The sequence below is a fragment of the Salinibacter pepae genome, assembly GCF_947077775.1.
Taxonomy (GTDB): Bacteria; Bacteroidota; Rhodothermia; order Rhodothermales; family Salinibacteraceae; genus Salinibacter; species Salinibacter pepae.
Genome location: NZ_CAMTTE010000001.1, coordinates 1835560 through 1858286 on the forward strand (window position 1 = coordinate 1835560; position 22727 = coordinate 1858286).

The following is a 22727-nucleotide window of genomic DNA, read 5'->3' on the forward strand; positions in this document are numbered from 1 at the left end:
GGCTCGTCCATGTCCCGAGCGTTTCACTGGGCCCCGCCCGTCCCGGACCGGCGTCCCCGTGCATCCGTTAGCGTTCCGCACCCTGCTCGGAACCAGTGCCCACATGCTCCGCCCCCGCCTCCTCATGTGTCTCGGTCTCCTCCTCGGGCTCGGCCCGCTGGAGGGACACGCCCAAATCGAGGCCCTGCCCCGCCCCGACACGCTGCAGTCCGCCTCCTTCGGCGTGTCCGTCGCCATCGACGACTCGATTGCCGTCGTCGGCGCCAGCGGGGCGTCGGTGTGCGGCGACAACGCCGGGGCCGTGTTCGTCTACGAGCGGCAGCCGGGCCCCCTCGTCACCTCGTGGGCGCTTGCGGCCCGCCTCGTCCCGACGCCCTGTCGCGCAGACGCCTTCTTCGGGGCCGACGTGGCCCTCAGCGGCGCGCGGGTCCTGGTGAGCGCCTCCAGCGAGAACTTCGTCGGGGAGGGAGAAAACGCGGCGTACGTGTTTGAGCGCTCGGCGGACAGCACCTGGCAGCAGACGGCCCGCCTCACCGGGGCCCCGGACCGGCGCGAGGGGCTCTTCGCGGCGGGCGTGGCGCTCGACGGCGACCGGGCGGCCGTGAGCACCTCCGGCAACCCCAACCGGAACGACCCCGAACGGGCGTACGGCGGGGCCGTCTACGTCTTCGAACACGACCCCGACACCAACGCCTGGGCCCGAACGGCACGGCTCCCGTCCGATGATCGTTCGGCCTCGGGAATCATCGGGGGGGACGTGGCCCTCGACGGGCGCTACCTGGCCGTGGCGGCCTCCACCTTTTTTGAGCGGGAACCGGGCTCCGCCTACGTCTTCCGACACGACCCGTCGACCGACCGCTGGCGCGAAGACGCCCACCTGAAGAACATCGACGCCTTCTTCATCTCCCTCGACCTGCACGGCTCGACGCTGCTCGTGGGGGAGGGCCGGGCCCGCGACGACGGCTCCGGCGCCGCCACCGTCTACACCCGCGGCGACACGTCCTGGCAACAAGCGACCACCCTCCGCCCCTCCATCCCCTACGAGTCCGGCTCGTTCGGGGCCACCGTGGCCCTTCACGACGGACGGGCACTCATCACCGGATACGATGAGCAGCTCGGCAACGAGATCAACATCGACCGCGTGGTCTACGTCTTTCGCCGGCGGCCCGAGGGGGCATGGCGCGAGCGCACGGTCCTCGACATCGGGTCCGTCGACTTCGGCGCGTCCCTCGCCCTAAACGGGGCGGTCACCCTCGTGGGCACCGTCGCCGAGGACGAGTCGGGCACCGCCCACATCGCCCGGATTCCGTAGAGGCCCCCTTCCGGCTCCTCGTGCTGCGTCGGCGCTCCTACGGAAGGGGCTCGTGAAGCGTGCGGAGAAGCGCCCCGAGCCGAACGGTGTATCGACGTGGGCCCGGGTCGGGCATAGCATTCGTCGCGTGGATGAGGGAGAAGCCCCGCCTCCACGCCTCGCCAACCGCTCGAATTACGCCTTCGAGGTCGCCTCCGCGAAGGCGGTCCACAGCGCGTCGTTCATGCTGCCGGCCGCGAAGAGGGTGATGCCGCTGGCGTCGCCCGCGTGCGCCTTCTCGATGAGCCGTTCCAGGCCGCCCGGCGCCACCGCCCCCACGTTGAGGCCGCTGTACAGGCGGGTGGACCGGCCCTGTCCCCGCAGCCGCTCGATGCCGGCCCGCGTCTCGTCGCGCACCCAGTTCGCCCCGGCGTGGTAGAAGTTGTGGTACAGCATGGGATGGACGTAATCGAGGTCCCAGTGGTGCCACCGCTGGCGCACGGCCTCCCAGTTCGGAAAGGTGGCCGCCGAGACCGCCTTGCCGTTCTCGCGGGCGATGGGGATGAGGCGGTCGTTCACCAGATCCGTGATGCTCTCGTACCGGAAGAGGCGCCAGGCCGTGCTCGTGGTCGGGTCTTCAAGGTCGTGGGGGGCTGCCCCGTGGTCCCGCTCAAACTTCGACCGGCAGGCCTCGCAGTAGCAGTAGTCGTACGGGGCCTGCTCTTCGTGCTGGACGATGCCGTACTTCGGCTGAAGGGCCTCCGCGATGATGACGTCGGGGAAGCGAATGTAGTCGAAGTGAATGCCGTCCAGCCCGTCGATGGAGGTGATCTCCTCAACACGCCGCTCGATGAAGTCTTGGGCCCCGGGGCGATTGGGACACGTGAACTTGTAGTAGTCGACGTATGCCGGATTGTCGACCGCCGACTCTCCGTTCCGGTTCACCACGAACCACTCCTTGTGTTGGTTGACGATCTCGGGGATGGTGCAGGGCATCGATACCATCCACCCGTGCACCTCCAGGCCCACCTCCTTCGCCGGGGGGAGAATGGTTTCGAGCCACTCGCCCTCGACCGGGAGAAAGTCGCTCCCGTAGTAGGCCGCACTGTTGGTGTACACCTGCGGCAGGATCGCGTCGATGTTGTGCGCCCGCAGGCGCTCGAAGCGTCGCCTCCACTCGTCGGGGGAGACATCGAGCTCCGGGGTCATCCACACCCAGTTCGTCGGGGCCGAGTCGGGCCCCGACGGGTCGCTCGCGTTCGTCGAGGCGGAGGGGACGCGGGCGGGCGGGGTCGAAAATCCTGTGGCGGCTGCGCCGAGGGCACCCGCCCCCAGGGTCTTCAGAAATGTGCGTCGCTCTGGCATGGGCAAAGGCGTGCGGTCCAACGGGCGGACCCGCCCCCACGGTGATCAACGCGCGGGACGGGGCCGCGGGCGAAAAGCGAACCGTCAAACTACGGCCCAATGGCCGGACCATACACCCTAGACCGCCCGAAACCGCTTCCAAACTTCCTCCTCCCCCAGTCGCCGCCCTATTCCTCCTGCACGAGCCAGGCCCGGTCGATCGCCCCGTCGGTCACGCGGTACAGCAGCACCTGAGACAAGGGCGTCTCGCGGCCGGGCAGGTTTCGGATGGTCTCGTGGGCAGTGAAGGTGGGGCCCACGGTCGTGTGGTAGTGAAACTCGGAGTGCAGGTTGGTCGCCCCCTCAAGAAGAGGCCGGTACTGCGTCGCAAGGGTGTCGCGCCCCTCCATCACGAGCGTGTTGGGGGGGCGGTACACCTTCACGTCGTCGGCGAGTGCGTCGAGAAAGGCGCCCGGATCGTGGGTGTTGTACGCATTGTGCAACTGGAACACCACCTCTGCCGGCGTCCGCGGCACGAGCCTGTCGGGGGCGTACAGGCGTCCCTCCTTCACGACCCGGTGGATGGACATGACGTGTTTGATGTCCGCGAAGGGGTCGCGGTTGAGCACCACGAGGTCCGCCATCATTCCGTCCCCAATCCGCCCGAGGTCGTCCCGCCCCATGAGCCGGGCCCCGCCCGCCGTCGCCGTTGCCAGAATCTCGCGGGGCGTGAGGCCGGCCGTGCGCATCAGCTCAAACTCGCGGACGAGGGCCGGGCCGTGCGGCGTCCCGATATTGCCCGCGTCGGTGCCGGCCACGACGTCGATGCCGGCTTCGTGGAGCCGCTTCAGGTTGCGCATGGCCGTGGTGTCGGACGGCACCGTCGGGGCCTGCCGGATGCGCCGGCGGAGGCCGGTCGGGACGAGCGAATCCGGAAGCGTGCGCAGGTCGGTGAGGGAGCTGATCACGTCCTTCTGCCCGATGCGATGCTCGGCGAGCGTCAGGTCGAGCTGCTGGGCAAACGTTTCGCCGTAGCGTTCGCCCACCACGAGCGTCGGCGTGTAGAGCACGTCGTTCTCCCGAAGGAGCTGCACGAAGGCGTCGTCGACCGGCTGGTCGGACACACTGTGCACGAGGATGTCCGCCCCGGCCTCAACGGCCGCCCGGGCGGTCGCCAGCGCGGTGGCGTGGACGGCCACCCGGATGCCCGCGTTGTGGGCCTCGTCGATGGTCGCCTCCACGACCGGGCGGTAGTCGGCCGGGGTCTCGTCCCCGCCCACGATGTACCAGATCTTGATGAGATCCACCCCGGCCATGATTTGGTCGCGGACCTCTTTCCGGGCCGCCTCCGGCGTCGTGATCTGCAGGATGGGCGGATCGCCCTCGTCGAGCGACGGACGCGCCACGCTGGAGAGGAGCGGGCCCGCCGTCACGACCGTCGGGGCCACGGCCGCGGTGTCGGCGCGGGCCCGCACGTCGAGGTTCCACATCGGCCCGCCCACGTCCACCACGCTCGTGATGCCGCTGCGCAGGTAGCGCCGGAAGGTGTCGGGGAGCCGCTCCTTGATGCGGCGCAGCTCTTCGGCGTAGGGGCGTTCGGCGCGCAGGTCGATCACGTCGGGGCGCGTGTAGAGCCCGCCGCTCTGGAAGAAGTGGACGTGCCCGTCCACGAGGCCCGGGATCACGTACTTGTCGGGCATCTCGTGCACGGTCGCCCCGGGGGGCACCGCCACCTCGCTCGACGGCCCCACCGCGGCGATGCGACCGCCCTCCCACAGGACCGTCGCGTCCTCAATCACCGTCGAGTCGGCCGGGTTGAGGGCCGTGGGGCCGACCAGGGCCGTGGGCTGGGCCGCAACAGGCCCGACCCCGAGCAGAAAAAGGAAAGCAAGCGTCCAGCGTTGAATGGGAAAGGAGGCCATCGGGGTCTACTGGGGCTCAGAATTTTACTCGATCCATCGAGCGAGTTCGTCTTCACTCGTCTCTCCCGCCGCTACTTGTTCCACAATCTGCACCATCTCGGCCTCGTCCGGACCAAACGGATATCCATTCCTCGCGAGAAACGCCCGGACCGTGAGGAGACCCGTTCGCGTATTCCCGTCGACGAACGGATGATTCCGAACGATGCCGTGGCAGTACACTGCGGCGAGCTCAGAGGGCGGCGGCTCCGCGAACGCATGCCGATTTCGGTCGATCAAGGGCGCTTTCCAGCCGCCCCTCCTTCCGAAGGCCCGTCGTTCCCCCGAACCGACGGAGCGTCTCGGCGTGCATCGCCCGTACAAACCTCTTCGAGAGCCACGCCGGCTCGTTGTTCTGGGCATCCTCCATGACTCATCACGCAAGCTCGCGGAAGGCATTTCGATGTGGGCGCATAAACTCGCGCGCGTCTTCCATTGCCTCCGCAAACTCCGGGTCGTACGGCGTGAGCTGACCCCCATCCGGCGTCTGGATGGCGAAGAGCTCGTCCCCGTCTTCCACATCCAGATCTTCCAGGGTCGAAGTGGGGAGAATCACACCGAGCGAGTTCCCAATTTCGCGGACTTTCAGTGTGTCGGACATGCCGGGCGCTTTGATGACCGAAGGACTGTCCTCCCAAAACTCACAACGCCCCCATCTGGCTACAGGATCCCACCGAGGCCCACTCGAATCCCGAGTACGGAATATCCTTGGTCCAATGAATTCAGAACATTCCCTTTTCACAGCGTCCCGCCCTACGGCTCGCTCTTCTCCGGCCTCGTCTCATCCACCAGCCGCGCCAGGGCATCGTCGAGCGCCCACTTGAGGATCACGCCGCTGTGCTCGTACCGGATGCGCCCTTGCTTGTCGATCAGGTACGTCCGCGGCACCGCCTCCCCCGGAAAGTGACGCGCCGCCACCGCCGGGTTGGCAATCTGTGGAAAGTTGATCCCCTGTTTCTCCACGAACGGACGCACCGCGTCCGCCCCGTCCCGGTCCACCGCGATCCCGACGAACTGCACGCCCGCGTCCGCAAACTCGCGCTGCAGGTCCACGAAGCCGGGCATCTCCACGCGGCACGGCGGGCACCACGTGGCCCACACGTTCACCACCACGACCGTCCCGCGGTGGTCCTCGAGCCGAAAGCGATCGCCCGCCAGCGTCTCGGCCGCCACCGTCGGCGCCGGACGCCCCTCGTCGGCCAGGTCGATGCTCGGCATGTACTGCTGATAGACGTAGATCCCCATCACCAGGAGCACGGGCCAGTGCCAGTAGGCCTTGGTGTAGGCCCAGACGGTGTGCCAGGGGGAGCGGTCGCGATCGGAATCCGGCATACGGGCGAATCCGGGGGGGGTCGGTGCGCGGGCGTTGAGGGACAAGGCCGAGACGCAGCTATGTAAGCACGCAGAAATACGTTTATTCGAGGGTCATTCTGAGCGACCGACGACCGGAGGGAAGAGCGAGTCGACGAATCTTACTGGGTCCAGCGCGAACGCTGATTTGGGCATATACCGGCCTGAAGGTCGCCTCTGCTGATCTTCGAAGAGATTGATTTCATCAGTCGCTTCGATCGCGTCTCGACCCCGCTTCGCTGCGCTCGGAATGACTTGTTGGGAAGGGTCTTTTGCGTGTCTACTTACAACGTCTCTCGCAGGAGCGCCTCCAGCAGGGGACGGATCCGGTCCTCGGTGGTCATGCCCGGAATGTGCTTGCGGATCTGCCCGTCCGGGCCGATCACGAACGTCATGGGCAGCCCCCGCACCCCGCCGTATTTCTCCGCGATGGCGCCGTCGCCCAGCCCAATCGGGTAGTTGATGTTCATTTTCTCGGCAAAGGCCCGCACCTCCTCGGGGCCGGCGCTCCGTTCGAGCGCCACGCCCACGAACTGGAGGCCCCGGTCGCCGAGGTCGTTCTGCAGCGACACGAAGTCCGGAATTTCGCGGCGGCACGGCGGGCACCATGTCGCCCAGAAGTTGAGCACGATGACCTCGCCACGGTGGTCGCCGAGGCGGAAGGTGTCGCCGTCCAGGGTGTTGAGGGCAAAATTGGGGGCGTCCTGTGCGGTGTCGCCCCCCGTTGTTTGGGCAGGCGAGGCGGGCTGTTCGGCCATCACGAGGGCCACGAGCCCCCCGACGACGAGCAGACCCGCTGCGAACGAGCCCACCCAGTTGGGAAAAGAAAAGGATAGCATGGGGATACAGGAGTCGTCTCCAAAGAATCGAACCGAGAACGAGCCGACCGGGCGGCCGGCGCACGACCCTCCGGCGCCAGCGGAGGGCGGACGGAGACGACTAAATTTGGAGGACGACCGGACGCAAGGCGTCCAGCGTTGGCGAGATGGGCGGTGACGGGGGCCGCTGCGCATCCAGGCGGACGGGGGGAAGCTCGGCGGAGGCCTCTCCAATCGCCTCGCCCCCCGACAGGCCGTCGAGCGAATTCGCTGTCCCCTCCGGCGACACCGCACGAACCATTGCCCCGGCGTCCGTCGCCGAACAGGACCACTGCGCGCTCGACGCGACGGTCGTTACGACGGGCGCCGACGCCGCGTCGGCGCCTCCCCCGGCCCCGAGGCACGGCGTAGCGGCCTGCGCCAGGGGCCCCATAACCAAGATGAGGCCAAGGGCGACGGCCCAGCGGCCCATGGTACTGGACGACCGGAGGCGGTGCATGCCAACAGGGGAAGTTGATACAAGGTGCTAGACAAACCTTTGGTTGACAGATCGGGTTCCTCCGTCGGCCCTGCACGTCCCTGAACTCCACCCGGTTCGGCCCGGTAGGACCGCCCTCGGTCCGTCATGCCAAGCCCCCTCTTTCCTATGCCGTCGCCCTCGCCGGTCACCTCGCTCCGTTCGTCGGGCCGTACGCCGCTCCTGTTCACCGTCAACATGGGACTGGAGGACGTGGTCGTGGACGAGTTTCGGGAGCGGGCGGCGGCTGCAGGCCTCAACGTGATCAACACCGACGACGCCCCCTTCGGCCTGCAGAGCTACGCCCTCGTGGGGGTCGACGCGGCCCCCGACGATGTCCTCGACGTGGCCCGCCGGATGCGCTTGGTGCACCACGTGTTGGCGCCCCTCTACACGTTCACGCTCCCTGCGGACGGGGAGGATGCCCTCCAGGCGATCCACGACACGGTGGCAACGCTCGACGTCGATGCGATGGAGACCGCGGACACCTTCCGCGCCTCGTCGGTCCGGCAGGGCGAGCACGACTTCACGAGCGTCGACGTGCAGACGCGGGCGGGCGGGGCCCTCGATGCCCGCTACGACGCGTCCGTCGACCTGGAGGACTACGACGTGGAGGTGCGGGTGGACGTCCGTGAGGACCAGTGCCTCGTGAGCGTCCAGCACACCCGCGAGGCCCTGAGCCGCCGGCAGCTGGAGGGCTACCAGCCCCGGGCCGCCCTCAAGGCGAACGTGGCCTACGCCCTCCTCCGCCTCGCCCACCTCGACGCCCCGCCCAGCGCGCTGCTCGACCCCTTCTGCGGCTCCGGTACCATCCTGCTGGAGGCCGCCGACCTGTGGGCCGACACGCAGTGCTACGGCAGCGACTGGAACGAGGAGGCCGTGTCGGGCGCCCGCACGAACGTCGACCTGGCGGGCCTGAGCGACCACATTGCGATTCGGAAGGGCGACGTGTGGCAGCTCGCCGACACGTTCGCGGACGTGACGGCCGACCTGATCGTCACCAATCCCCCCTTTGGCGTGCGCATGGCCAGCAGCATGGACTTTTATCCCTTCTACCGGCGCGTCCTGGGACAGATGGCCGAGGTGCTACGGCCCGGCGGCCTCGTGGTCATGCTGGTGCTGCGGCAGGGCCCCTTCAACACAGTCCTCGACGAGTCCGATCGGTTCGCCAGCCGTCACGTGCGGGCCATCGAGATCGGGGGGCTGTATCCGTACGTCTTCGTGCTCGAACGCCTGTAGGCCGGCCGTGCCCCCACCAGGGCCGCGTAGCCGGCCTCATCAAGACCCGCCGTGTTCGGCTCGGTCTGGCGCCCACCGGCGCCCCTCCCAAAAATCGTCAGCGTAAATCGTCAGCGTACTCCGCACCGGCTCGCTTCCATGCACCTGCACCTCTCCCCCGTGTCCCCTCTCGTTTCGTCCCACGGCCGGCCGCCGGCCCGCCCCAGTAGCGCTCACACTGCCGTCCTGGCCGTCGGCCTGCTCTTGCTGGCGGGGCTGGTGGCCCCACAGGCCTCCCCGGCCCAGCCGGCCTCCCCCCCGGCGGCAAACGCCCTTCTCCAGAGCGACTCCAGCGCGATGATTCCGGTCGTCGAGCGGTTCGCCGAGGACCGCGCGGCCCTTCGCCGCCGCTACGACGCCGCAGGGCCGACGCGGTGGGCGCGGATGCGGACGTTTTACACCCGGTGGCTCGACGAACTGGACGCCGTCCGCTTCGATCGGCTCGGCGTGGAGGGGCGCATCGACCACGTGCTCCTCCAAAACGAGATCCAGGGGGCGCTGCACCGGCTGGACCGGACGGAGCGCCGCCACGCCGAGATGGAGCGGTACCTGCCCTTCGCCTCCACGATCACGTCCCTCTACTACCGGTGGCGGGCAGACCCTGCCCTCGACCCGCGCGCCGCGGCCGACACGCTGGCTGCCCTCCGAGACACGATCGAACACGTCCGGGAGCGCCTCTCGGAGCAGAGCATCGATACAGCATCGGAGCGTGTCGTGGCCCACCGGGCGGCCACCGCCGTCAGGGACCTCCGCGGTAATGTGCGGGAGTGGTATGAGTTTTACGACGGCTACCATCCTAAATTTACCTGGTGGGCGGAGACCCCGTACGAGGCCGTCCAGGACGACCTGGAGGCATACGCACAGTTTCTCCGCCGGGAGATTGTGGGCGTTGAGGAGGGGGCGGCCGATCCCCTCATCGGGGACCCGATTGGGGCCGAGGCGCTCAAGACGGCCCTCCGGCACGCCATGATTCCGTACTCGCCGAAGGAGCTGATCGCCCTGGCCGAGCAGGAGCTCGAGTGGGGCCGGCGGCAGATGCGGGCGGCGGCCCGGGAGATGGGGCACGGGGACGACTGGCGTGCCGCCCTGAAAGCGGTGAAGAGCCGTCACGTGGCGCCGGGCCAGCAGCCAACACTCGCCCGGGACCTGGCCGAGGAGGCCGTGTCGTTTCTTCGGGATCGGAATCTGGTGACGATTCCCCCGATGGCCGAGGAGGTTTGGCGCATGCAGATGCTGTCCCCCGAGAGGCAGCGCATCGCGCCGTACTTCCTGGGCGGCGAAGTCGTCCGGGTGGCCTTTCCCGCGCAGAAGATGTCCCACGAGAACAAGCTGATGAGCATTCGGGGCAACAACCGGCACTTCTCCCGGGCGGTCGTCCACCACGAACTCATTCCGGGCCACCACCTGCAGGGCTTCATGACGGACCGGTACAACGCCCACCGCGACCTGTTCGCCACGCCGTTTTGGGGCGAGGGGTGGGCCCTCTACTGGGAGATGCAGCTCTGGGACCTCGGCTTTCCCCAATCGCCGGCGGACCGGATTGGGATGCTGTTCTGGCGGAACCACCGGGCGGCGCGCATCCTCTTCTCCCTCCGCTTTCACCTGGGGACGATGTCGGGGCCGGAGGCCGTGGACTTCCTGGTGCGGGAGGTCGGGCACGAGCGGGCCAACGCAAGGGCGGAGGTGCGGCGCTCCATCATCGGCACGTATCCCCCGCTGTACCAGGCCGCCTACATGCTCGGCGGCCTCCAATTCCGTGCGCTCCACGAGGAGCTCGTCGAGAACGGCGACCTGTCCGACCGCGCATTTCACGACCGGATTCTGCGGGGCGGGCGCATGCCGGTCGAGATGGTGCGCGCCCGGCTCCAGCAGCGGCGCCTCCCGAAAGACTACACGCCGCACTGGCGGTTCGCCGGGGCTCCGCAGGCGGAGTAGCGTGCCGCAGGGGCCGCAGGCCCGCCCTGGTCTGTTCGGATGAGATCCCCCCTGCGTCCTGCGGCGGTTAACATTCCAGCCCCCGCGTTCGATAACTGTTGTGGACCATAGGTCTTGCCCGCCGACGGCCTCGGAGGGCGACCTCCACCGGCCCGCGACCAGTTCACTCTAGGGGGGCGGGACCCACCGCATGCACCCAAACAACCTCGTGGCGGCGTGATGACTGCGTTTCTCGACTTCTTCCTGCCAGACGCCCTCCCTGAACATTCTGATCAGCGACGGAAGGCGCGCCTGACGCTGTCAATCACGCTTCTCATCATCGGGGCCTGCCTCGCCTACACCGGGGCGCACTACCGATGGGCGTTTTGGAGCGGGATTCCTGTGCTTCTGGGCGCGGCGGCCCTCCTAGCGGGGGTCCCGATTGCCCTGCGCCAGGGCGCCGCCCCGTCCCTCATGGCGAAGGTGACCGCCGTGGTGATGCTGGGGCTCATCACACTGCTCACAGTTCGCTCCGGGGGGACCGCGTCCACGTCGGCCCCCTGGTTCATGGTCGCGCCGCTGATTGGACTTCTGCTCGCGGAGCAGTGGTTTGCCGTTCTCCTTACGGTGGTGAGCATCGCGGAGCTGTCCGTCATCTACGGCCTCGAACTGAGCGGCTACGCCTTCCCGACGCCCATGTCCGAATCCATGGCCGGCGAGTCGCTCTTTTTCTCCTACGTCGGCCTCATCACCGTCGTGCTCCTCATCGCACGGGTGTTCAAGCAGGAACAGGGCCGCGCGCTGCGGCGGGCCGAGTCCGCCGTGGAGGAGGCCAAGGCGCAGAAGCAGGAGACCGAGGAGATGGCCGAGCGACTCAAGCAGCAAAAAGACTCCGTCGAGGAGCAGGTGGAGGAGGCCACCCGGGAGCTTCAGGCACAGAAGGAGGCGCTCGCCCGCCACACGAGCGAGATGCTCGACGCGATGAACCGGTTTGCCGACGGGGACCTCAGTGTTCGGGTCGACACGGACCGCGACGACGAGATTGGCGATCTCTTCGACGGGTTCAACCGGGCGGTCGCGAGCGTCCGGCAGACCCTCGTCTCCGTCCGCGACGCGGCCGAGGAGACCGCCCGAACGACCGAGGAGATCAGCGCCTCTTCCGAGCAGATGGCGACCGCCGCCGAGCAGCAGTCCGCCCAGGCCGAGGAGGTGGCCGCGGCCGTCGAGCAGATGAACCAGACGATTAGCGAAAACGCGCGCAGCGTCCAGCGGGCCGCCGAGGCCACCCGGGACGCCGCCCAGCAGGCCGAGCGCAGTGGTGAGATCGTCGCGGAGGCGACGCAGCAGATCCGACAGATCGCCGAGGGGGCCCGGGCCACGGCCGACACCATCGAGGGCGTGGGCGACGCGAGCGAAGAGATCATCCAGATCGTCGACACGATCGACGAAATTGCGGGGCAGACCAATCTCCTTGCCCTGAACGCGGCGATCGAGGCGGCGCGCGCCGGGGACGAGGCCGCCGGACAGACCGGACAGGGGTTCGCCGTGGTCGCCGAGGAGGTGCGCGAGCTGGCGGAGGAGGCCGACGCGGCCACGACCGAAATCGAACAGATGGTTCAGGGGACGACCGGCGAGATTGAGGACGCGGTCGGCGCCGCCCGCCGGAGCAGCCAGCGGGCCCAGCAGGGGCTGGAGCTGGCCGGCGAGGCGGACAGCGCCCTGGACGACGTGGCCGCCGCCATCGACCGCGCCCAGCAGAAGGCCGACGAGATTGCGGCCGCCTCCGAGGAGCAGTCGACCACCAGCAACGAGATCGCCCGGAGCGTGCAGTCCATCTCGACGGCGGCCCGGGAGTCGGCGGCCGGCGTCACGCAGGTCTCCGACTCGGCGGAGGACCTGGAGGCAACCGTCCAGCGCCTGCGGGCGAGCGTCGAAACGTTTGAGCTTGGGCGGGGCGACCGCACGAGCCCGTCCCCCCGCCCCGCCCACCCTCCTCACTCGACGGAGGACCGGGCCGACGACGCTTCCGCCGCCGGTCCGCACGCCGACCCGGCGCGCCCCGCAATGAGCTCAACAGGCGATTAGGGCGTCACGGACGGAGCGAGAACGAAGCGGGGCCCCGCGAAGAAGCGACGACCGGCCGGCCCCGTATCGCGCCTCCGTATTGCCCCGAATACGTCTTCGTCTCTCTTCGGGATCGTGACGACGCGTCTGGGTGACGGGCCCAATGGGTCGCCTGTCGCGGCCCGCCGACGATGCCCCTGCTCGCCCCCCGGCTGCGCGGCTCTAATCGAACTCTAACCCGTCTCTCACCGCCCTATAAGATCCCTCCGGCCGAGGAGGCGTGGGTACGACTGACAGATCAACCGCCGCCCCCTGCTCAGTCGTCGCCACTCCATGGTCTGCCTGCCACCAAAAACGCACTGGGGCCTCGGGCTTGCCCTTCTGCTGGGGACGCTCGCCGTTCTGGACGGGCCCGTCGTTCGTGTCGCACAGGCCCAGACGGCTGGGGGGCCGGACACGCTCACGTTCGAGCGCGCCACCCGCCTGTTGCTGGACCACAACCCGCAGCTCCGCGCCGCCCGTGCTCGGGCCCAGGCCGACGAACAGAGGGCTCAGGCCGCGGCCCTCTTTCCCAACCCGACCCTGGAGGGCTCCGCCGAGCATACCCCGCTGCCCAACGGCGGGGCCGACGACGAATGGTTTCTGACCCTCACCCAGCCCCTTCACTACCCGGGCGAGCAGCGCGCCCGGCGGCAGTCGGCCGACGCCGCCACACGGGCCGCAAAGGCACGGCTCCGGGAGACCCGCACGGCCCTCTACCGGAACCTGCGCCACCGCTACCTCGCCGTCGTGGCCGCGGACGCCCGCCGTCGCCTCCTGCGCCGGTACGCCGACGCGGTGCGGCAGGCCGCCCGGGCCGCCACCGTGCGGTACGAGGAGGGCGACCTAAGCCCGATCCGGCGCACGCGCCTCCAGAGCGCCGAGGCAACCTTCGCGAACGACCTGGCCGACGCGGAACAGCAGCATCGGGCCGCGCGGCGGGAACTGGCCGCCCTGCTCCGTCCCCCCCGGGCGACGCAGTCGGAGGGGCTCCCCTACGCGGTTGTGGACTCCCTCTCGTTCCGGGCGGTCGCCGTGGACGCGCAGGCCGCCCTGTCGGTCGCCGCGGCCCAGCGGGATCGGCTTCGGGCCCGGCGTGCGCGGGTTGAGCGCGCACGCCGGGCCCTCGACCGCACGCGCTACCAGCGGTATCCGGACCTAAGTCTGTCGGCGGGGCCGAAGCAGCTGTCCACCCCGGGCGGCACGGCCCTCGGCTTTACGGCCGGCCTCCAGGTGGAGCTCCCGCTCTGGGACGGGGGCCGCACGGCCGTCGCGGCCCGGGACGGTCGTCGCAGCCAGGCCGAGGCCGCCCTCGACGCCACCCGGCGTGCCGTGGAGGTGGACGTGCGCAACGCCCTAGACCGCCTTCGGAGCTACCGGGCCCGCCTGCAGGACACGGCGGACTCTCCGCCCCGGAAGGCCGACGAGCACCTTCAGGACGCACTGTTCACCTACGAGCAGGGCGGGCTGACCCTCTTCGAGCTGCTGGATGCCATCGAGGCCGCCCGGCAGACGAAATTGCTCCGTGTGCGCCTCACCGCAGAGTACCTGCGAGCGCTCTACGACCTGGAGGCCGCCATGGGCGTGGGGCCGCAGGACGCGCCCGTCGTCGTTGAGGGCGCCCTCTCTCCCCGCGCCCCCGACCTGTGAGGACTACAGGCCTTCCCTCCGCACCGCCCCGGCATTGTCCCGACGCGGCCCCTCCCCCAGCGGACCAGACTCCCCTTCCAAAACCGCTTTCCCACACATGCACCGCCGCCTCCGTCCCCCACTCGTTCTGGTTCTTGCCCCTGCACTCTTCCTCATCGGCTGCGGAGAGGCCGACGCGCCTCCCGCCACCGCCACGGCGGAGACGCCCCCCACCCCAAACGTTATTACACTGAGCAAGGCTGAACTTGAGGAGGTCGGGGTCGAAACCGTCAAGGTCACAGAGCGCCCGGTCACGACACCCCTCGAGCTCCCGGCCCGGGTGCGCCCGGCGGCCGACCAGGAGGCCTTCGTGACGTCGCTGGTGGACGGGCGGGTGGAGCGGCTCCGCGTGAGCCCCGGGACACGGGTGGCGCAGGGCGAGGTCGTGGCCGATGTGGCCGCCCCGGACCTGAGCCGGATGGTAGCCGACCTCCGGCAGGCGCGCAACGACCTTGACCGCCAACGCCGCCTGGACGAGCGGAGCGTGGCCGTCGAGAAGAACGTGCGGGCCGCCGAGCGCAACTGGCAGGCCGCGCGCCAGCGGCTTCGCGCCGTCGGGGTCCGACCGACCCGCATCGAACAGGTCGCCACCGGCGCCCGGGACATGCGGACGCTCCCACTGGAGGCCCCCCTCGACGGCATCGTTCTGGACCGGATGGGGGTCCTCGGGGCCCCTGTGCAACAGGGCGATACGCTCTACCGCATCGTCGACCTGCAGCCGATCCGCGTGGTGGCCCGCGTCTTCGAGCAGTCCCTCGACAAGGTGCGTACCGGCCAGCCCGCCACCATCACCACCCCGATGGCCAACCGCCGCTACCAGGGCACCATCGACCGGATCACCCCTCAGGTCGACGACGAGAGCCGGGCGGCCAGCGCGCGGATCGTGCTCGACAACACCGACGGCACGCTCCGCCCCGGCATGTACGCCTCGGTGCAGGTGCAACGGACGGGCGCCCCGCAGGCCGCCCTCCCCGCCGACGTCCTGCTGACCGACGATTCCGGCGCCTACGTGCTCGTCCGCGAAGGGCCCCGCCGCTTTCGGCGCGTCTACGTGGACGCGGAGGCCGAGACGGAGGGGGACGTGCCCGTCCCCTCGCTTGACGTAGGCACCGAGGTCGCTGCCGAGGGGGCGTATCAGATTGCTAGTGCCCTCAATCAGAGAGGGTAGTAGGCCTCCTCGCCCCTCGATCCGCCCCCCTCGAAGCCCTCAGCCCCTCGATGTTTGACCGCCTCGTTACCGCCGTCGTCAAAAACCGGGTCCTCGTCCTGCTCCTCATGGCCGTGCTGGTCGGGTGGGGCCTCTACAGCTGGCAGCAGGTGCCGGTGGACGCCTATCCGGAGCTTACGAACAACCAGGTGCAGATCCTGACGCGCGTGCCGGGCATGTCGCCGGTGGAGGTGGAAAAGCTGGTGTCCTACCCCATCGAGACGAGCATGACGAACCTCAACGGGGTGACGGACAACCGCTCGCTGAGCCAGTTCGGCCTGAGCGTCGTCACGCTCGTGTTTGAGGAAGACATGGATCCGTATTTCGTCCGTCGCCTCGTTTCCCAGCGCCTCTCGAAGGTGAAGGAGGACCTGCCCAAGACGGCCGAGCCGGGGCTGGGGCCGCTCTCGACGGCCCTGGGACAGGTGTACCAGTACACCCTCACCGACGAGCCGGGCGACGGGCGTTCCTACTCCGCCCGGGAGCTCCGCACGATGCAGGACTGGATCCTCGCCCCCGAGCTCCGCACGGTGGAGGGCGTGGTGGAGGCCAACGCGCTCGGCGGCTTCGTGAAGCAGTACCACGTGCGGTTCGACCCGGACCAGCTGACGAACCACGGCCTCTCGCTCGACGAGGCCTACGCGGCGCTGCGGGAAAGCAATCAGAACGTCGGCGGCAGCTACATCACCCGCAACGACCAGCAGTACGTGGTCCGGGGGGTGGGCCGCCTCGGGGACGGCGACGGAAACGTCGTGGAAGACATCGCGAACACCGTCATCACGAGCCGGGACGGGACGCCGGTCCTGACGAGCGACGTGGCCGACGTGGAGGTGGGCCACGCCGTGCGCTACGGCGCCGCCACCGCCGACGGCGAGGGGGAGACGGTCGTCGGCATCGTCATGATGCGCCGCGGGGCCAACGCCCAGAAGGTGGTCAACAGTGTGCAGGCCAAGATGGACGAGCTGAAGCAGGCCCTGCCGCCCGGCGTGGGCGTCGACGTGTACTACAACCGCAACGAGCTGACGAGCGCGGCGATCTCGACGGTCACGACGAGCCTGCTGATTGGGGGCCTGCTCGTGCTCCTCGTCCTCATCGGCTTCCTCGGGGACTGGCGCTCGGCCCTCATCGTGAGCCTCGTGCTGCCGATGACGGCCCTCATCACGTTCATTCTCATGAATTACTTCAGGTTCAAGGCCAATTTGATGAGCCTGGGCGGCCTGGCGATCGGCCTCGGGATGTTCGTGGACGGGGCCATCGTGATGGTCGAGAACATCTACCGCCTCCGCGAGCAGAACCCGGACGCGTCGATCGGCCTCATCGTGGTGCGGGCCGGGCGGGAGGTGGCGCGTCCCATCGCCTTCTCCGTGTGCGTGGTGATCGCGGTCTTCCTCCCCCTCTTCACCCTGCAGCAGATGGAGGGGCGCATGTTTCGGCCCATGGCGTTTACGGTGTCGTTCGCTATGATGGCCGCGCTGTTCCTGGCGCTCACGATGGCACCGGCCCTGAGCTCGTACCTGCTCGCGTCCGTCGGGGGCTCGACGGACGAGGCCACTCCGACCGACGACACGTCCAGGAGCAATGGAACGGCCCCCCTGCCCGAGAAGGGCGCCCCCGAAGGGACGGACGGATCGTCGACCCGCGTGGTGGCGGCCCTCCAGTCGGTGTACGAGCCCCTGCTCGACACCGCCCTGGCCCACCGCTGGGCGACGGTGGCCACCGCGATCGCGGTGGCCGGCCTGGGCGTCGGGCTCTTCACGACGCTCGGGACCGAGTTTGCACCGGACCTGGAGGAGGGATCGGTGGCCATCCAGGTGGCCCTGGAGCCGGACGCCGCCCTCGAAACGTCGACCGAGGTGCAGACGAAGGTCGAGCGCGCCCTCATGGAGTTCCCCGAGGTGACGACCGCCGTGAGCAAGACCGGCCGCCCCGCCGTCGCCTTCGACCCGATGGGCCAGAACCTGACCGACATGTTCGTCGGCCTCGCCCCCCGCGACACGTGGTCCTTCGACTCGAAGACAGCGCTCGTGGACTCGATGCGGGCCCGCGTCAACCAGATCCCTGGCGCCAACTTTGCCTTCACCCAGCCCATCGCCCTGCGCCTCGACGAGATGGTAAGCGGGGCCAAGAGCGAGATCGCGCTCAAGATCTTCGGCGACGACCTCGACGCACTGCGCCGCCTGCAGTCGGAGGCCGCCGACGCGGTGTCCGGCATCGAGGGCGTGGCGGACGTGCTGCCCTCCCAGATTGCCGGCTACGGCTACGTGGAGGTCGACATCGACCGCGACCGGGCCGCCCGCCACGGCCTCAGCGTGGGCACCATTCAGCGGGCCATCGACGTGGCCATCGGGGGCGAGCAGCTGAGCACCATCCGGGAGGGGGACCGGCGCTTTGCCCTCGTCGGGAAGTTTCGGGCCGCCGCCCGCGGCTCCGTCGAGTCGATCCGCAACCTGCCGCTGACGACCGCCGAGGGCTCGCGGGTTCGGCTGCAGGACGTAGCGTCCGTTGAGCTTACGGAGGCGCCGGCGGAGGTGTCTCGGGAGCAGGGCAAGCGAAAGGTGACCCTGGGCATCAACCTCAGCGGCCGCGACGCCGGCAGCTTCGTGGCGGAGGCGAAGGAGGCGTTCCGGAGCGAGGTGGCCCTCCCCGCCGGGTACCTGGCCGAGTGGGGCGGTCAGTTCGAAAATCAGGAGCGGGCGCAGGACCGGCTCCTGCTCATCGTGCCCATCACGCTCGCCATCGTGTTCGTGCTCCTGTTCATGACCTTCAACTCCCTGGGGCAGGCGGTGCTCGTCTTCCTCAACATTCCGGCCTCGGTCGTGGGCGGCGTCGTCCTGCTCTGGGCGATGGGCCTCTACATGAGCGTGCCGGCTTCGGTCGGCTTTATCGCCGTGCTCGGGATCGCCGTTCAAAATGGCGTGGTGATGGTGAGCTTTATCGACAACCTCCGCGAGCGGGGGCGTTCCCTCACCGAGGCCGTGCGAACGGGCGCGCTGCTGCGCCTGCGCCCCATCCTCATGACGACGCTCACGACGCTGCTCGGCCTGCTGCCGCTGCTGGTGGCCACCGGCATCGGCGCGAACGTGCAGCGCCCCCTCGCGGCCGTGGTCGTGGGGGGCATCTTCACGCTCGTCCCCTCCACCCTTCTGCTGCTGCCCACCCTCTACGGCTGGTTCAACCCCCCGGCACAGTCCAAGCGGGCAATCGCCCGGGCGGTGGAGGCCCGCGATCAGGCCCAGCTTCGGGGCAGCGTGACTGCCTAACGTCCTCTGCCACAGACAACATTCCGCCATGAAGATGATCGTCGCCTACATTCGGCCCGTGAAGCAAGACGAGGTCGCCGAGCGCCTGCGCCGGATGGGGGTGCCCGGCGCCAGCATGCACCCCGTCGAGGGGTTTGGGCGGGAGGCCGACCCGAGCGGGCGGGCCTCTTACGGGCCGCAGGTAACGCCCTACGCGGAGATGGTGCGAGTCGAGATCGCCTGCGCGGACGACCGCGTGGAGGACTGGACCCGGGCCCTCGCGGAGGCCGCCCGGACCGGGCGGCGGGGCGACGGCAAAGTGTTCGTGCTTCCGGTCGCCGACGCCGTGGACATCCGAACCCTCCACACGGGAGATGCGGTCGTCTGAGCTGCGCTCCGCGTCCCGCCCCCACACGCCCCCCAATCTTCGTTGCCACATCTGCCATGACCGCCGCGCACCTCCACCTCGCCCTCAACCACATTCCCGTCCTCGGCACGCTCTTCGGCACCGGCCTCCTTGCCTACGGGCTCTGGCAGAGACAAGAGACCATTCAGGACGTCGGTCTCGGCCTCCTCGTCGGGGTCGGGGCTGTCGCCGTGGCGGTGTACTGGACCGGCGAGCCCGCCGAGGAGATCGTCGACGGTGTGGCGGGGGTCTCCCACGACGCGATCGAGGTGCACGAGCAGTGGGGATGGTACGCGTTTCTTGCGAGCATCGTGACGGGTGTCGCCTCGCTCGGCGCCCTGCTGTACGGCCGGTCTCGACGCACACTCGCGCGATGGGCCGCCCAACTTGTGCTCGTGCTCTCCCTGCTCACGACCGGCGTGATGGCCTACACCGCAAACCTGGGCGGAAAGGTGCACCACCCTGAGCTCCGTGCCGACCCGACGGCCGTGGGGACGCCCGACGGCCCGGGGCCGGACGTGCACGACGAGTGAGGCGCCGCCGCGCCGCATCGACGAACGGCCCCCGCCGGAGGACGGGATTGGGGGGATTCCACCACACGAGCGCCCGTCAGAGCTCCCCTAACACCCTTTCTCCTCGTACACAATCTTGTGGATTGCATCTACACTCTCTCCGTTCACAACCACGTACAGTCCCGTGACCGATACACACTCAGACCCTGTGTCCCGACGACAATTTCTTCGCTCGCTCGGCCTCGCCGGGGCCATGGGCGCGAGCGGCACGCTCCTGGTGGCCTGCGGGGGCGGCTCCGACGGCTCCGGGAATGGGGCCGGCGGCACCGACAGCGAAAGCGCGACGGCGGCGGCGGACTGCTCCGACCTGTCGCGCCTCTCGGACGCCCAAAAACAGCGGCGCAAGCAGCAGGTGAACGCCCTGAACTACGTGGAGGCGTCCCCCAAACCGAACAAGAACTGCGCGAACTGCCAGCTCTACCAGCAGGAGAAGTATGGCTCGGGCTGTGGCGGGTGCCAGCTCTTTCCCGGCCCGGTTGCCGGAGAAGGGTACTGCAGCTCCTGGGCCAAACAGAGCTAGGCCCGGCGCCCGCTCGGTTGCCCTTTCGGGAGGACGGCCCGCCCCCACCGCCATCACGAACCGGGGGAAGGGCCGTCCCCTACATTTCTGGCCCGCACACGGCACGGTTTCCCAGAACGCCGTTGTGGGGGCGCCGTGTGGGTCGGCACGACCGAACCACGGGGTTCGTACAACACGAGTGCATCTGCAGGCCACACACCGCACGCCCCGTCGATGAGTGACGCCCCCCATCTTTTGCTTGTCGAGGACGAGCCCGACGTCGCCTCGTTCGTGCAGCAGGGGCTCAACGAAGAGGGGTACGAGGTGAGCTGGGTCGAGGCCGGCCGGCGTGGGCTCGACTACGCCCGGCAGGGCGGCATCGACCTCGTGCTGCTGGACATCCGTCTCCCCGATCTGTCCGGGCTGGAGGTGTGCGAGCGCCTGCGCCTGCACCGTCCCGAGCTGCTGATCCTGATGCTCACCGCCCTCGACGCCGTGGAGGACCGGGTGCGAGGCCTCCGGGCGGGGGCGGACGACTATCTCCCCAAGCCGTTCGCCTTCGACGAGCTTCTGGCGCGCATCGAGGCCCTGCTGCGCCGTGTGGACCGGCCTTCGGAGTCGGGGCGGGTGGAGGACGGGCCGCTCGTGCTCGACCCGGCGGCCCGTACCTGCACCTTCGACGGGGACGACGTCGACCTTACGCCCACCGAGTTCGACCTGCTGGCCTTCCTCATGGCCCGCAACGGCCAGGCGTTGAGCCGCGACACGATCCATCAGGAGGTGTGGGGGCATGATTTCGATCGCGGGACGAACCTGATCGACGTGTACGTAAACTACGTCCGCCGCAAGCTCGACGAGGTTGGCTGCGAGGCGCCCATTGAAACCGTGCGGGGCATCGGCTACCGGTACACCGCCTGCTCAGACACAGACGCCTCCGCCGACGACCGCCCCTCCCCCACCGATTCCGCGAGCCCGCGATGACGGCCCTCTCCTCCCGGCCCGGCTCCCCTGACGCACCGCCAGACGAACGCCCGTCCTTTCGGCGGCGCCTGCTGATGCGGATCGGCCCCGCGGTCGTGCTCGCCCTCGGCGTCCTGGCTGCCATCGCCTGGGGCGGGGCCTACCTGACCGTCCATCAGAGCGCGACCAACGCGCTGGCGACGGAGGTGAATGAGATGCGCGCCGACGTGGGCGGTGAGGACACACTGGACCTGTCCCGGTACGCGTGGGACGAGGCCCACCACCGCCTGGCAGTCGACCGGGTCGACCCCATTTTCGTGCAGGTCTTCACGCCGGACGGCCGCCTCGTGCGCCGGTCGGCCAACATCGACTCGCTTCCCGTACACGTTCCGGCCCGGCGCCGGCCGGTTCATGCGGAGGGGATCTGGCCCTCCCTCCATACCTTCACGCTGGGCGGCCGCTCGTTCTACTACCGCACCCGGCCCCTGCGGGCGTCCTCCGGCGGCCGACTGGGCTTCGTTCAGGTCGCCCGTCTCGTGCCCGAGCACCGCTCCCTGCTGTGGGGCTTCGGGGCGGGGCTGGGCGGCCTCTGGCTGCTGCTGTCGGGCGGGCTGATGGGCCTCGTGGCCTGGGCCGCCGGGCGCGTGCTCCGCCCGCTCCGCTCCATCACCGAGGTGGCCCGGTCGGTGACCTCCGCGGAGCTGGAGGAGCGGGTCGACATCCCCCCCACCGCCGACCGCGAGACCGCGACGCTGGGCCGCGCCTTCAATGCCCTGCTCGACCGGATCGAGGAGCACGTGGCGGCCCTGCGGGGGTTTACCGCCAACGCGGCCCACGAGCTGCAAACCCCCCTCACCGCGCTTCAGGGCCACGTCGAGCTGGCCCTGCGCCGCGAGCGCACCCCGGAGAGCTACCGCGAAACCCTTCGCCTCCTGGACCGCAAACTCGGGGGGCTGGTGCGGACGCTCCGCGCCCTGCTCACGCTGACCCGCCTCGACCGGGAGGGCGCCTTCGAGCGAAGCCCCGTGGACCTGTCCGCCCTCGCCGCCGACGAGGCGGATGCGGTGCAGCCCGCGGCCGAGAAGAAAGGACTTGCCCTCACGGTCGACGCCGATGCGTCCGTCCGCACCTCCGGGCAGCCGGCCCTGCTCCGGAAGGCGGTCCGGAATCTTCTCGACAACGCCGTCAAGTACACCCGCGAGGGGGCCGTCCGCGTCGATGTCGGGACGACCGCGGACGGGCAGGCGCGCCTCACCTGCACCGACACGGGGGTGGGCATGTCCGACGAGGAGTGCGCCACGGCGACGGAGCGCTTCTACCGGGGCACCGAGGCCGGCCGCATGGCTCAGGGAAGCGGGCTCGGCCTCTCGCTCATCCGCCGCATCGTGGAGGAGCACGACGGCGAGCTGCGGCTCGACTCCACCCCAGGGGAGGGCACCCGGGTCACCATCATTCTTCCAGCACCCTCGTCGTCCGTCCCCTCGCTTGAGCCTGAGCACAAGCCGGCGCCCGACGTCGCGTAGCCCTTGTCTCCCAACGGCTGCGCCCGTGGCAGGGGGACGAACGGGGGGGCCGGTGCGCG

20 protein-coding genes are annotated in these 22727 nt (G+C 69.4%); 12 read left to right on the forward strand and 8 right to left on the reverse strand.

The window, feature by feature from the left end; translation table 11 throughout:
* The first annotated feature begins 103 nt into the window (after positions 1-103).
* Positions 104-1312: an FG-GAP repeat protein gene (locus OJA40_RS07680; protein ID WP_263810256.1), complete on the forward strand. Its 1209-nt coding sequence runs from the start codon at positions 104-106 to the stop codon at positions 1310-1312.
* 174 nt (positions 1313-1486) lie between these two features.
* Here the strand turns inward: OJA40_RS07680 and OJA40_RS07685 are convergent, their stop codons facing one another.
* The 8 genes from OJA40_RS07685 to OJA40_RS07715 form a co-directional block, all read right to left on the reverse strand.
* A complete protein-coding gene (locus OJA40_RS07685) occupies positions 1487-2656 on the reverse strand; it encodes a family 10 glycosylhydrolase (protein ID WP_208426454.1) in 1170 nt (389 codons plus the stop codon).
* A gap of 167 nt (positions 2657-2823) precedes the next feature.
* Positions 2824-4557 (reverse strand): amidohydrolase family protein, encoded by a 1734-nt coding sequence (locus OJA40_RS07690; protein WP_263810259.1) that lies wholly within the window; start codon positions 4555-4557, stop codon positions 2824-2826.
* A 24-nt stretch (positions 4558-4581) separates the two neighbouring features.
* Positions 4582-4776 carry a type II toxin-antitoxin system death-on-curing family toxin gene (locus OJA40_RS15585; protein WP_272506968.1) on the reverse strand — a complete coding sequence of 65 codons (195 nt, stop codon included), beginning with the start codon at positions 4774-4776 and terminating at the stop codon, positions 4582-4584.
* 10 nt (positions 4777-4786) lie between these two features.
* A complete protein-coding gene (locus OJA40_RS15405; protein ID WP_208425602.1) occupies positions 4787-4963 on the reverse strand; it encodes a hypothetical protein in 177 nt (58 codons plus the stop codon).
* Positions 4964-4969: 6 nt separating this feature from the next.
* On the reverse strand, positions 4970-5194 hold the full coding sequence (locus OJA40_RS07700; protein ID WP_208425560.1) for an AbrB/MazE/SpoVT family DNA-binding domain-containing protein: 225 nt from the start codon (positions 5192-5194) through the stop codon (positions 4970-4972).
* A gap of 152 nt (positions 5195-5346) precedes the next feature.
* Positions 5347-5925, reverse strand: a complete 579-nt coding sequence (locus OJA40_RS07705; protein ID WP_208425561.1) for a TlpA family protein disulfide reductase — start codon at positions 5923-5925, stop codon at positions 5347-5349.
* 302 nt (positions 5926-6227) lie between these two features.
* A complete protein-coding gene (locus OJA40_RS07710; protein ID WP_263810260.1) occupies positions 6228-6782 on the reverse strand; it encodes a peroxiredoxin family protein in 555 nt (184 codons plus the stop codon).
* Positions 6783-6882: 100 nt separating this feature from the next.
* Positions 6883-7260 (reverse strand): hypothetical protein, encoded by a 378-nt coding sequence (locus OJA40_RS07715; protein WP_208425563.1) that lies wholly within the window; start codon positions 7258-7260, stop codon positions 6883-6885.
* A 147-nt stretch (positions 7261-7407) separates the two neighbouring features.
* Here OJA40_RS07715 and OJA40_RS07720 point away from each other — a divergent pair, with 147 nt between their 5' ends.
* The 11 genes from OJA40_RS07720 to OJA40_RS07770 all read left to right on the forward strand — a co-directional run bounded on the left by OJA40_RS07720 (position 7408) and on the right by OJA40_RS07770 (position 22668).
* On the forward strand, positions 7408-8517 hold the full coding sequence (locus tag OJA40_RS07720) for a methyltransferase domain-containing protein (protein WP_208425564.1): 1110 nt from the start codon (positions 7408-7410) through the stop codon (positions 8515-8517).
* A 159-nt stretch (positions 8518-8676) separates the two neighbouring features.
* The gene (locus OJA40_RS07725) at positions 8677-10491 is read left to right on the forward strand and encodes a DUF885 domain-containing protein (RefSeq protein WP_263808382.1); all 1815 of its coding nucleotides are present in this window, start codon (positions 8677-8679) and stop codon (positions 10489-10491) included.
* 219 nt (positions 10492-10710) lie between these two features.
* Positions 10711-12555: a methyl-accepting chemotaxis protein gene (locus OJA40_RS07730; protein WP_208425566.1), complete on the forward strand. Its 1845-nt coding sequence runs from the start codon at positions 10711-10713 to the stop codon at positions 12553-12555.
* A gap of 312 nt (positions 12556-12867) precedes the next feature.
* Complete coding sequence (locus tag OJA40_RS07735; RefSeq protein ID WP_208425567.1) at positions 12868-14223, forward strand: TolC family protein; 1356 nt, start codon at positions 12868-12870, stop codon at positions 14221-14223.
* A 97-nt stretch (positions 14224-14320) separates the two neighbouring features.
* A complete protein-coding gene (locus OJA40_RS07740; RefSeq protein WP_208425568.1) occupies positions 14321-15430 on the forward strand; it encodes an efflux RND transporter periplasmic adaptor subunit in 1110 nt (369 codons plus the stop codon).
* A 50-nt stretch (positions 15431-15480) separates the two neighbouring features.
* Complete coding sequence (locus OJA40_RS07745) at positions 15481-18729, forward strand: efflux RND transporter permease subunit (RefSeq protein ID WP_208425569.1); 3249 nt, start codon at positions 15481-15483, stop codon at positions 18727-18729.
* A gap of 28 nt (positions 18730-18757) precedes the next feature.
* Positions 18758-19096 (forward strand): P-II family nitrogen regulator, encoded by a 339-nt coding sequence (locus OJA40_RS07750; protein WP_208425570.1) that lies wholly within the window; start codon positions 18758-18760, stop codon positions 19094-19096.
* A gap of 56 nt (positions 19097-19152) precedes the next feature.
* Positions 19153-19647 carry a hypothetical protein gene (locus OJA40_RS07755; RefSeq protein ID WP_208425571.1) on the forward strand — a complete coding sequence of 165 codons (495 nt, stop codon included), beginning with the start codon at positions 19153-19155 and terminating at the stop codon, positions 19645-19647.
* Between the two features lie 187 nt (positions 19648-19834).
* Positions 19835-20206 carry a high-potential iron-sulfur protein gene (locus OJA40_RS07760; protein ID WP_208425572.1) on the forward strand — a complete coding sequence of 124 codons (372 nt, stop codon included), beginning with the start codon at positions 19835-19837 and terminating at the stop codon, positions 20204-20206.
* 213 nt (positions 20207-20419) lie between these two features.
* A complete protein-coding gene (locus OJA40_RS07765; protein ID WP_208425573.1) occupies positions 20420-21166 on the forward strand; it encodes a response regulator transcription factor in 747 nt (248 codons plus the stop codon).
* Positions 21163-22668: a sensor histidine kinase gene (locus OJA40_RS07770; protein ID WP_208425574.1), complete on the forward strand. Its 1506-nt coding sequence runs from the start codon at positions 21163-21165 to the stop codon at positions 22666-22668. Before OJA40_RS07765 ends, OJA40_RS07770 begins: the two co-directional genes overlap by 4 nt.
* The last annotated feature ends 59 nt before the right edge of the window (positions 22669-22727 follow it).

What these genes read in the sequence shown, in the direction of transcription:
- OJA40_RS07705 (WP_208425561.1), bottom strand. Translation starts at nt 5,925, where the DNA reads ATGCCGGATTCCGATCGCGACCGCTCCCCCTGGCACACCGTCTGGGCC.
- OJA40_RS07745 (WP_208425569.1), top strand. Translation starts at nt 15,481, where the DNA reads ATGTTTGACCGCCTCGTTACCGCCGTCGTCAAAAACCGGGTCCTCGTC.
- OJA40_RS07690 (WP_263810259.1), bottom strand. Translation starts at nt 4,557, where the DNA reads ATGGCCTCCTTTCCCATTCAACGCTGGACGCTTGCTTTCCTTTTTCTG.
- OJA40_RS07685 (WP_208426454.1), bottom strand. Translation starts at nt 2,656, where the DNA reads ATGCCAGAGCGACGCACATTTCTGAAGACCCTGGGGGCGGGTGCCCTC.
- OJA40_RS07715 (WP_208425563.1), bottom strand. Translation starts at nt 7,260, where the DNA reads ATGCACCGCCTCCGGTCGTCCAGTACCATGGGCCGCTGGGCCGTCGCC.
- OJA40_RS07710 (WP_263810260.1), bottom strand. Translation starts at nt 6,782, where the DNA reads ATGCTATCCTTTTCTTTTCCCAACTGGGTGGGCTCGTTCGCAGCGGGT.
- OJA40_RS07755 (WP_208425571.1), top strand. Translation starts at nt 19,153, where the DNA reads ATGACCGCCGCGCACCTCCACCTCGCCCTCAACCACATTCCCGTCCTC.
- OJA40_RS07730 (WP_208425566.1), top strand. Translation starts at nt 10,711, where the DNA reads ATGACTGCGTTTCTCGACTTCTTCCTGCCAGACGCCCTCCCTGAACAT.
- OJA40_RS07700 (WP_208425560.1), bottom strand. Translation starts at nt 5,194, where the DNA reads ATGTCCGACACACTGAAAGTCCGCGAAATTGGGAACTCGCTCGGTGTG.
- OJA40_RS07750 (WP_208425570.1), top strand. Translation starts at nt 18,758, where the DNA reads ATGAAGATGATCGTCGCCTACATTCGGCCCGTGAAGCAAGACGAGGTC.
- OJA40_RS07770 (WP_208425574.1), top strand. Translation starts at nt 21,163, where the DNA reads ATGACGGCCCTCTCCTCCCGGCCCGGCTCCCCTGACGCACCGCCAGAC.
- OJA40_RS07740 (WP_208425568.1), top strand. Translation starts at nt 14,321, where the DNA reads ATGCACCGCCGCCTCCGTCCCCCACTCGTTCTGGTTCTTGCCCCTGCA.
- OJA40_RS07765 (WP_208425573.1), top strand. Translation starts at nt 20,420, where the DNA reads ATGAGTGACGCCCCCCATCTTTTGCTTGTCGAGGACGAGCCCGACGTC.
- OJA40_RS07680 (WP_263810256.1), top strand. Translation starts at nt 104, where the DNA reads ATGCTCCGCCCCCGCCTCCTCATGTGTCTCGGTCTCCTCCTCGGGCTC.
- OJA40_RS07735 (WP_208425567.1), top strand. Translation starts at nt 12,868, where the DNA reads ATGGTCTGCCTGCCACCAAAAACGCACTGGGGCCTCGGGCTTGCCCTT.
- OJA40_RS15405 (WP_208425602.1), bottom strand. Translation starts at nt 4,963, where the DNA reads ATGGAGGATGCCCAGAACAACGAGCCGGCGTGGCTCTCGAAGAGGTTT.
- OJA40_RS07720 (WP_208425564.1), top strand. Translation starts at nt 7,408, where the DNA reads ATGCCGTCGCCCTCGCCGGTCACCTCGCTCCGTTCGTCGGGCCGTACG.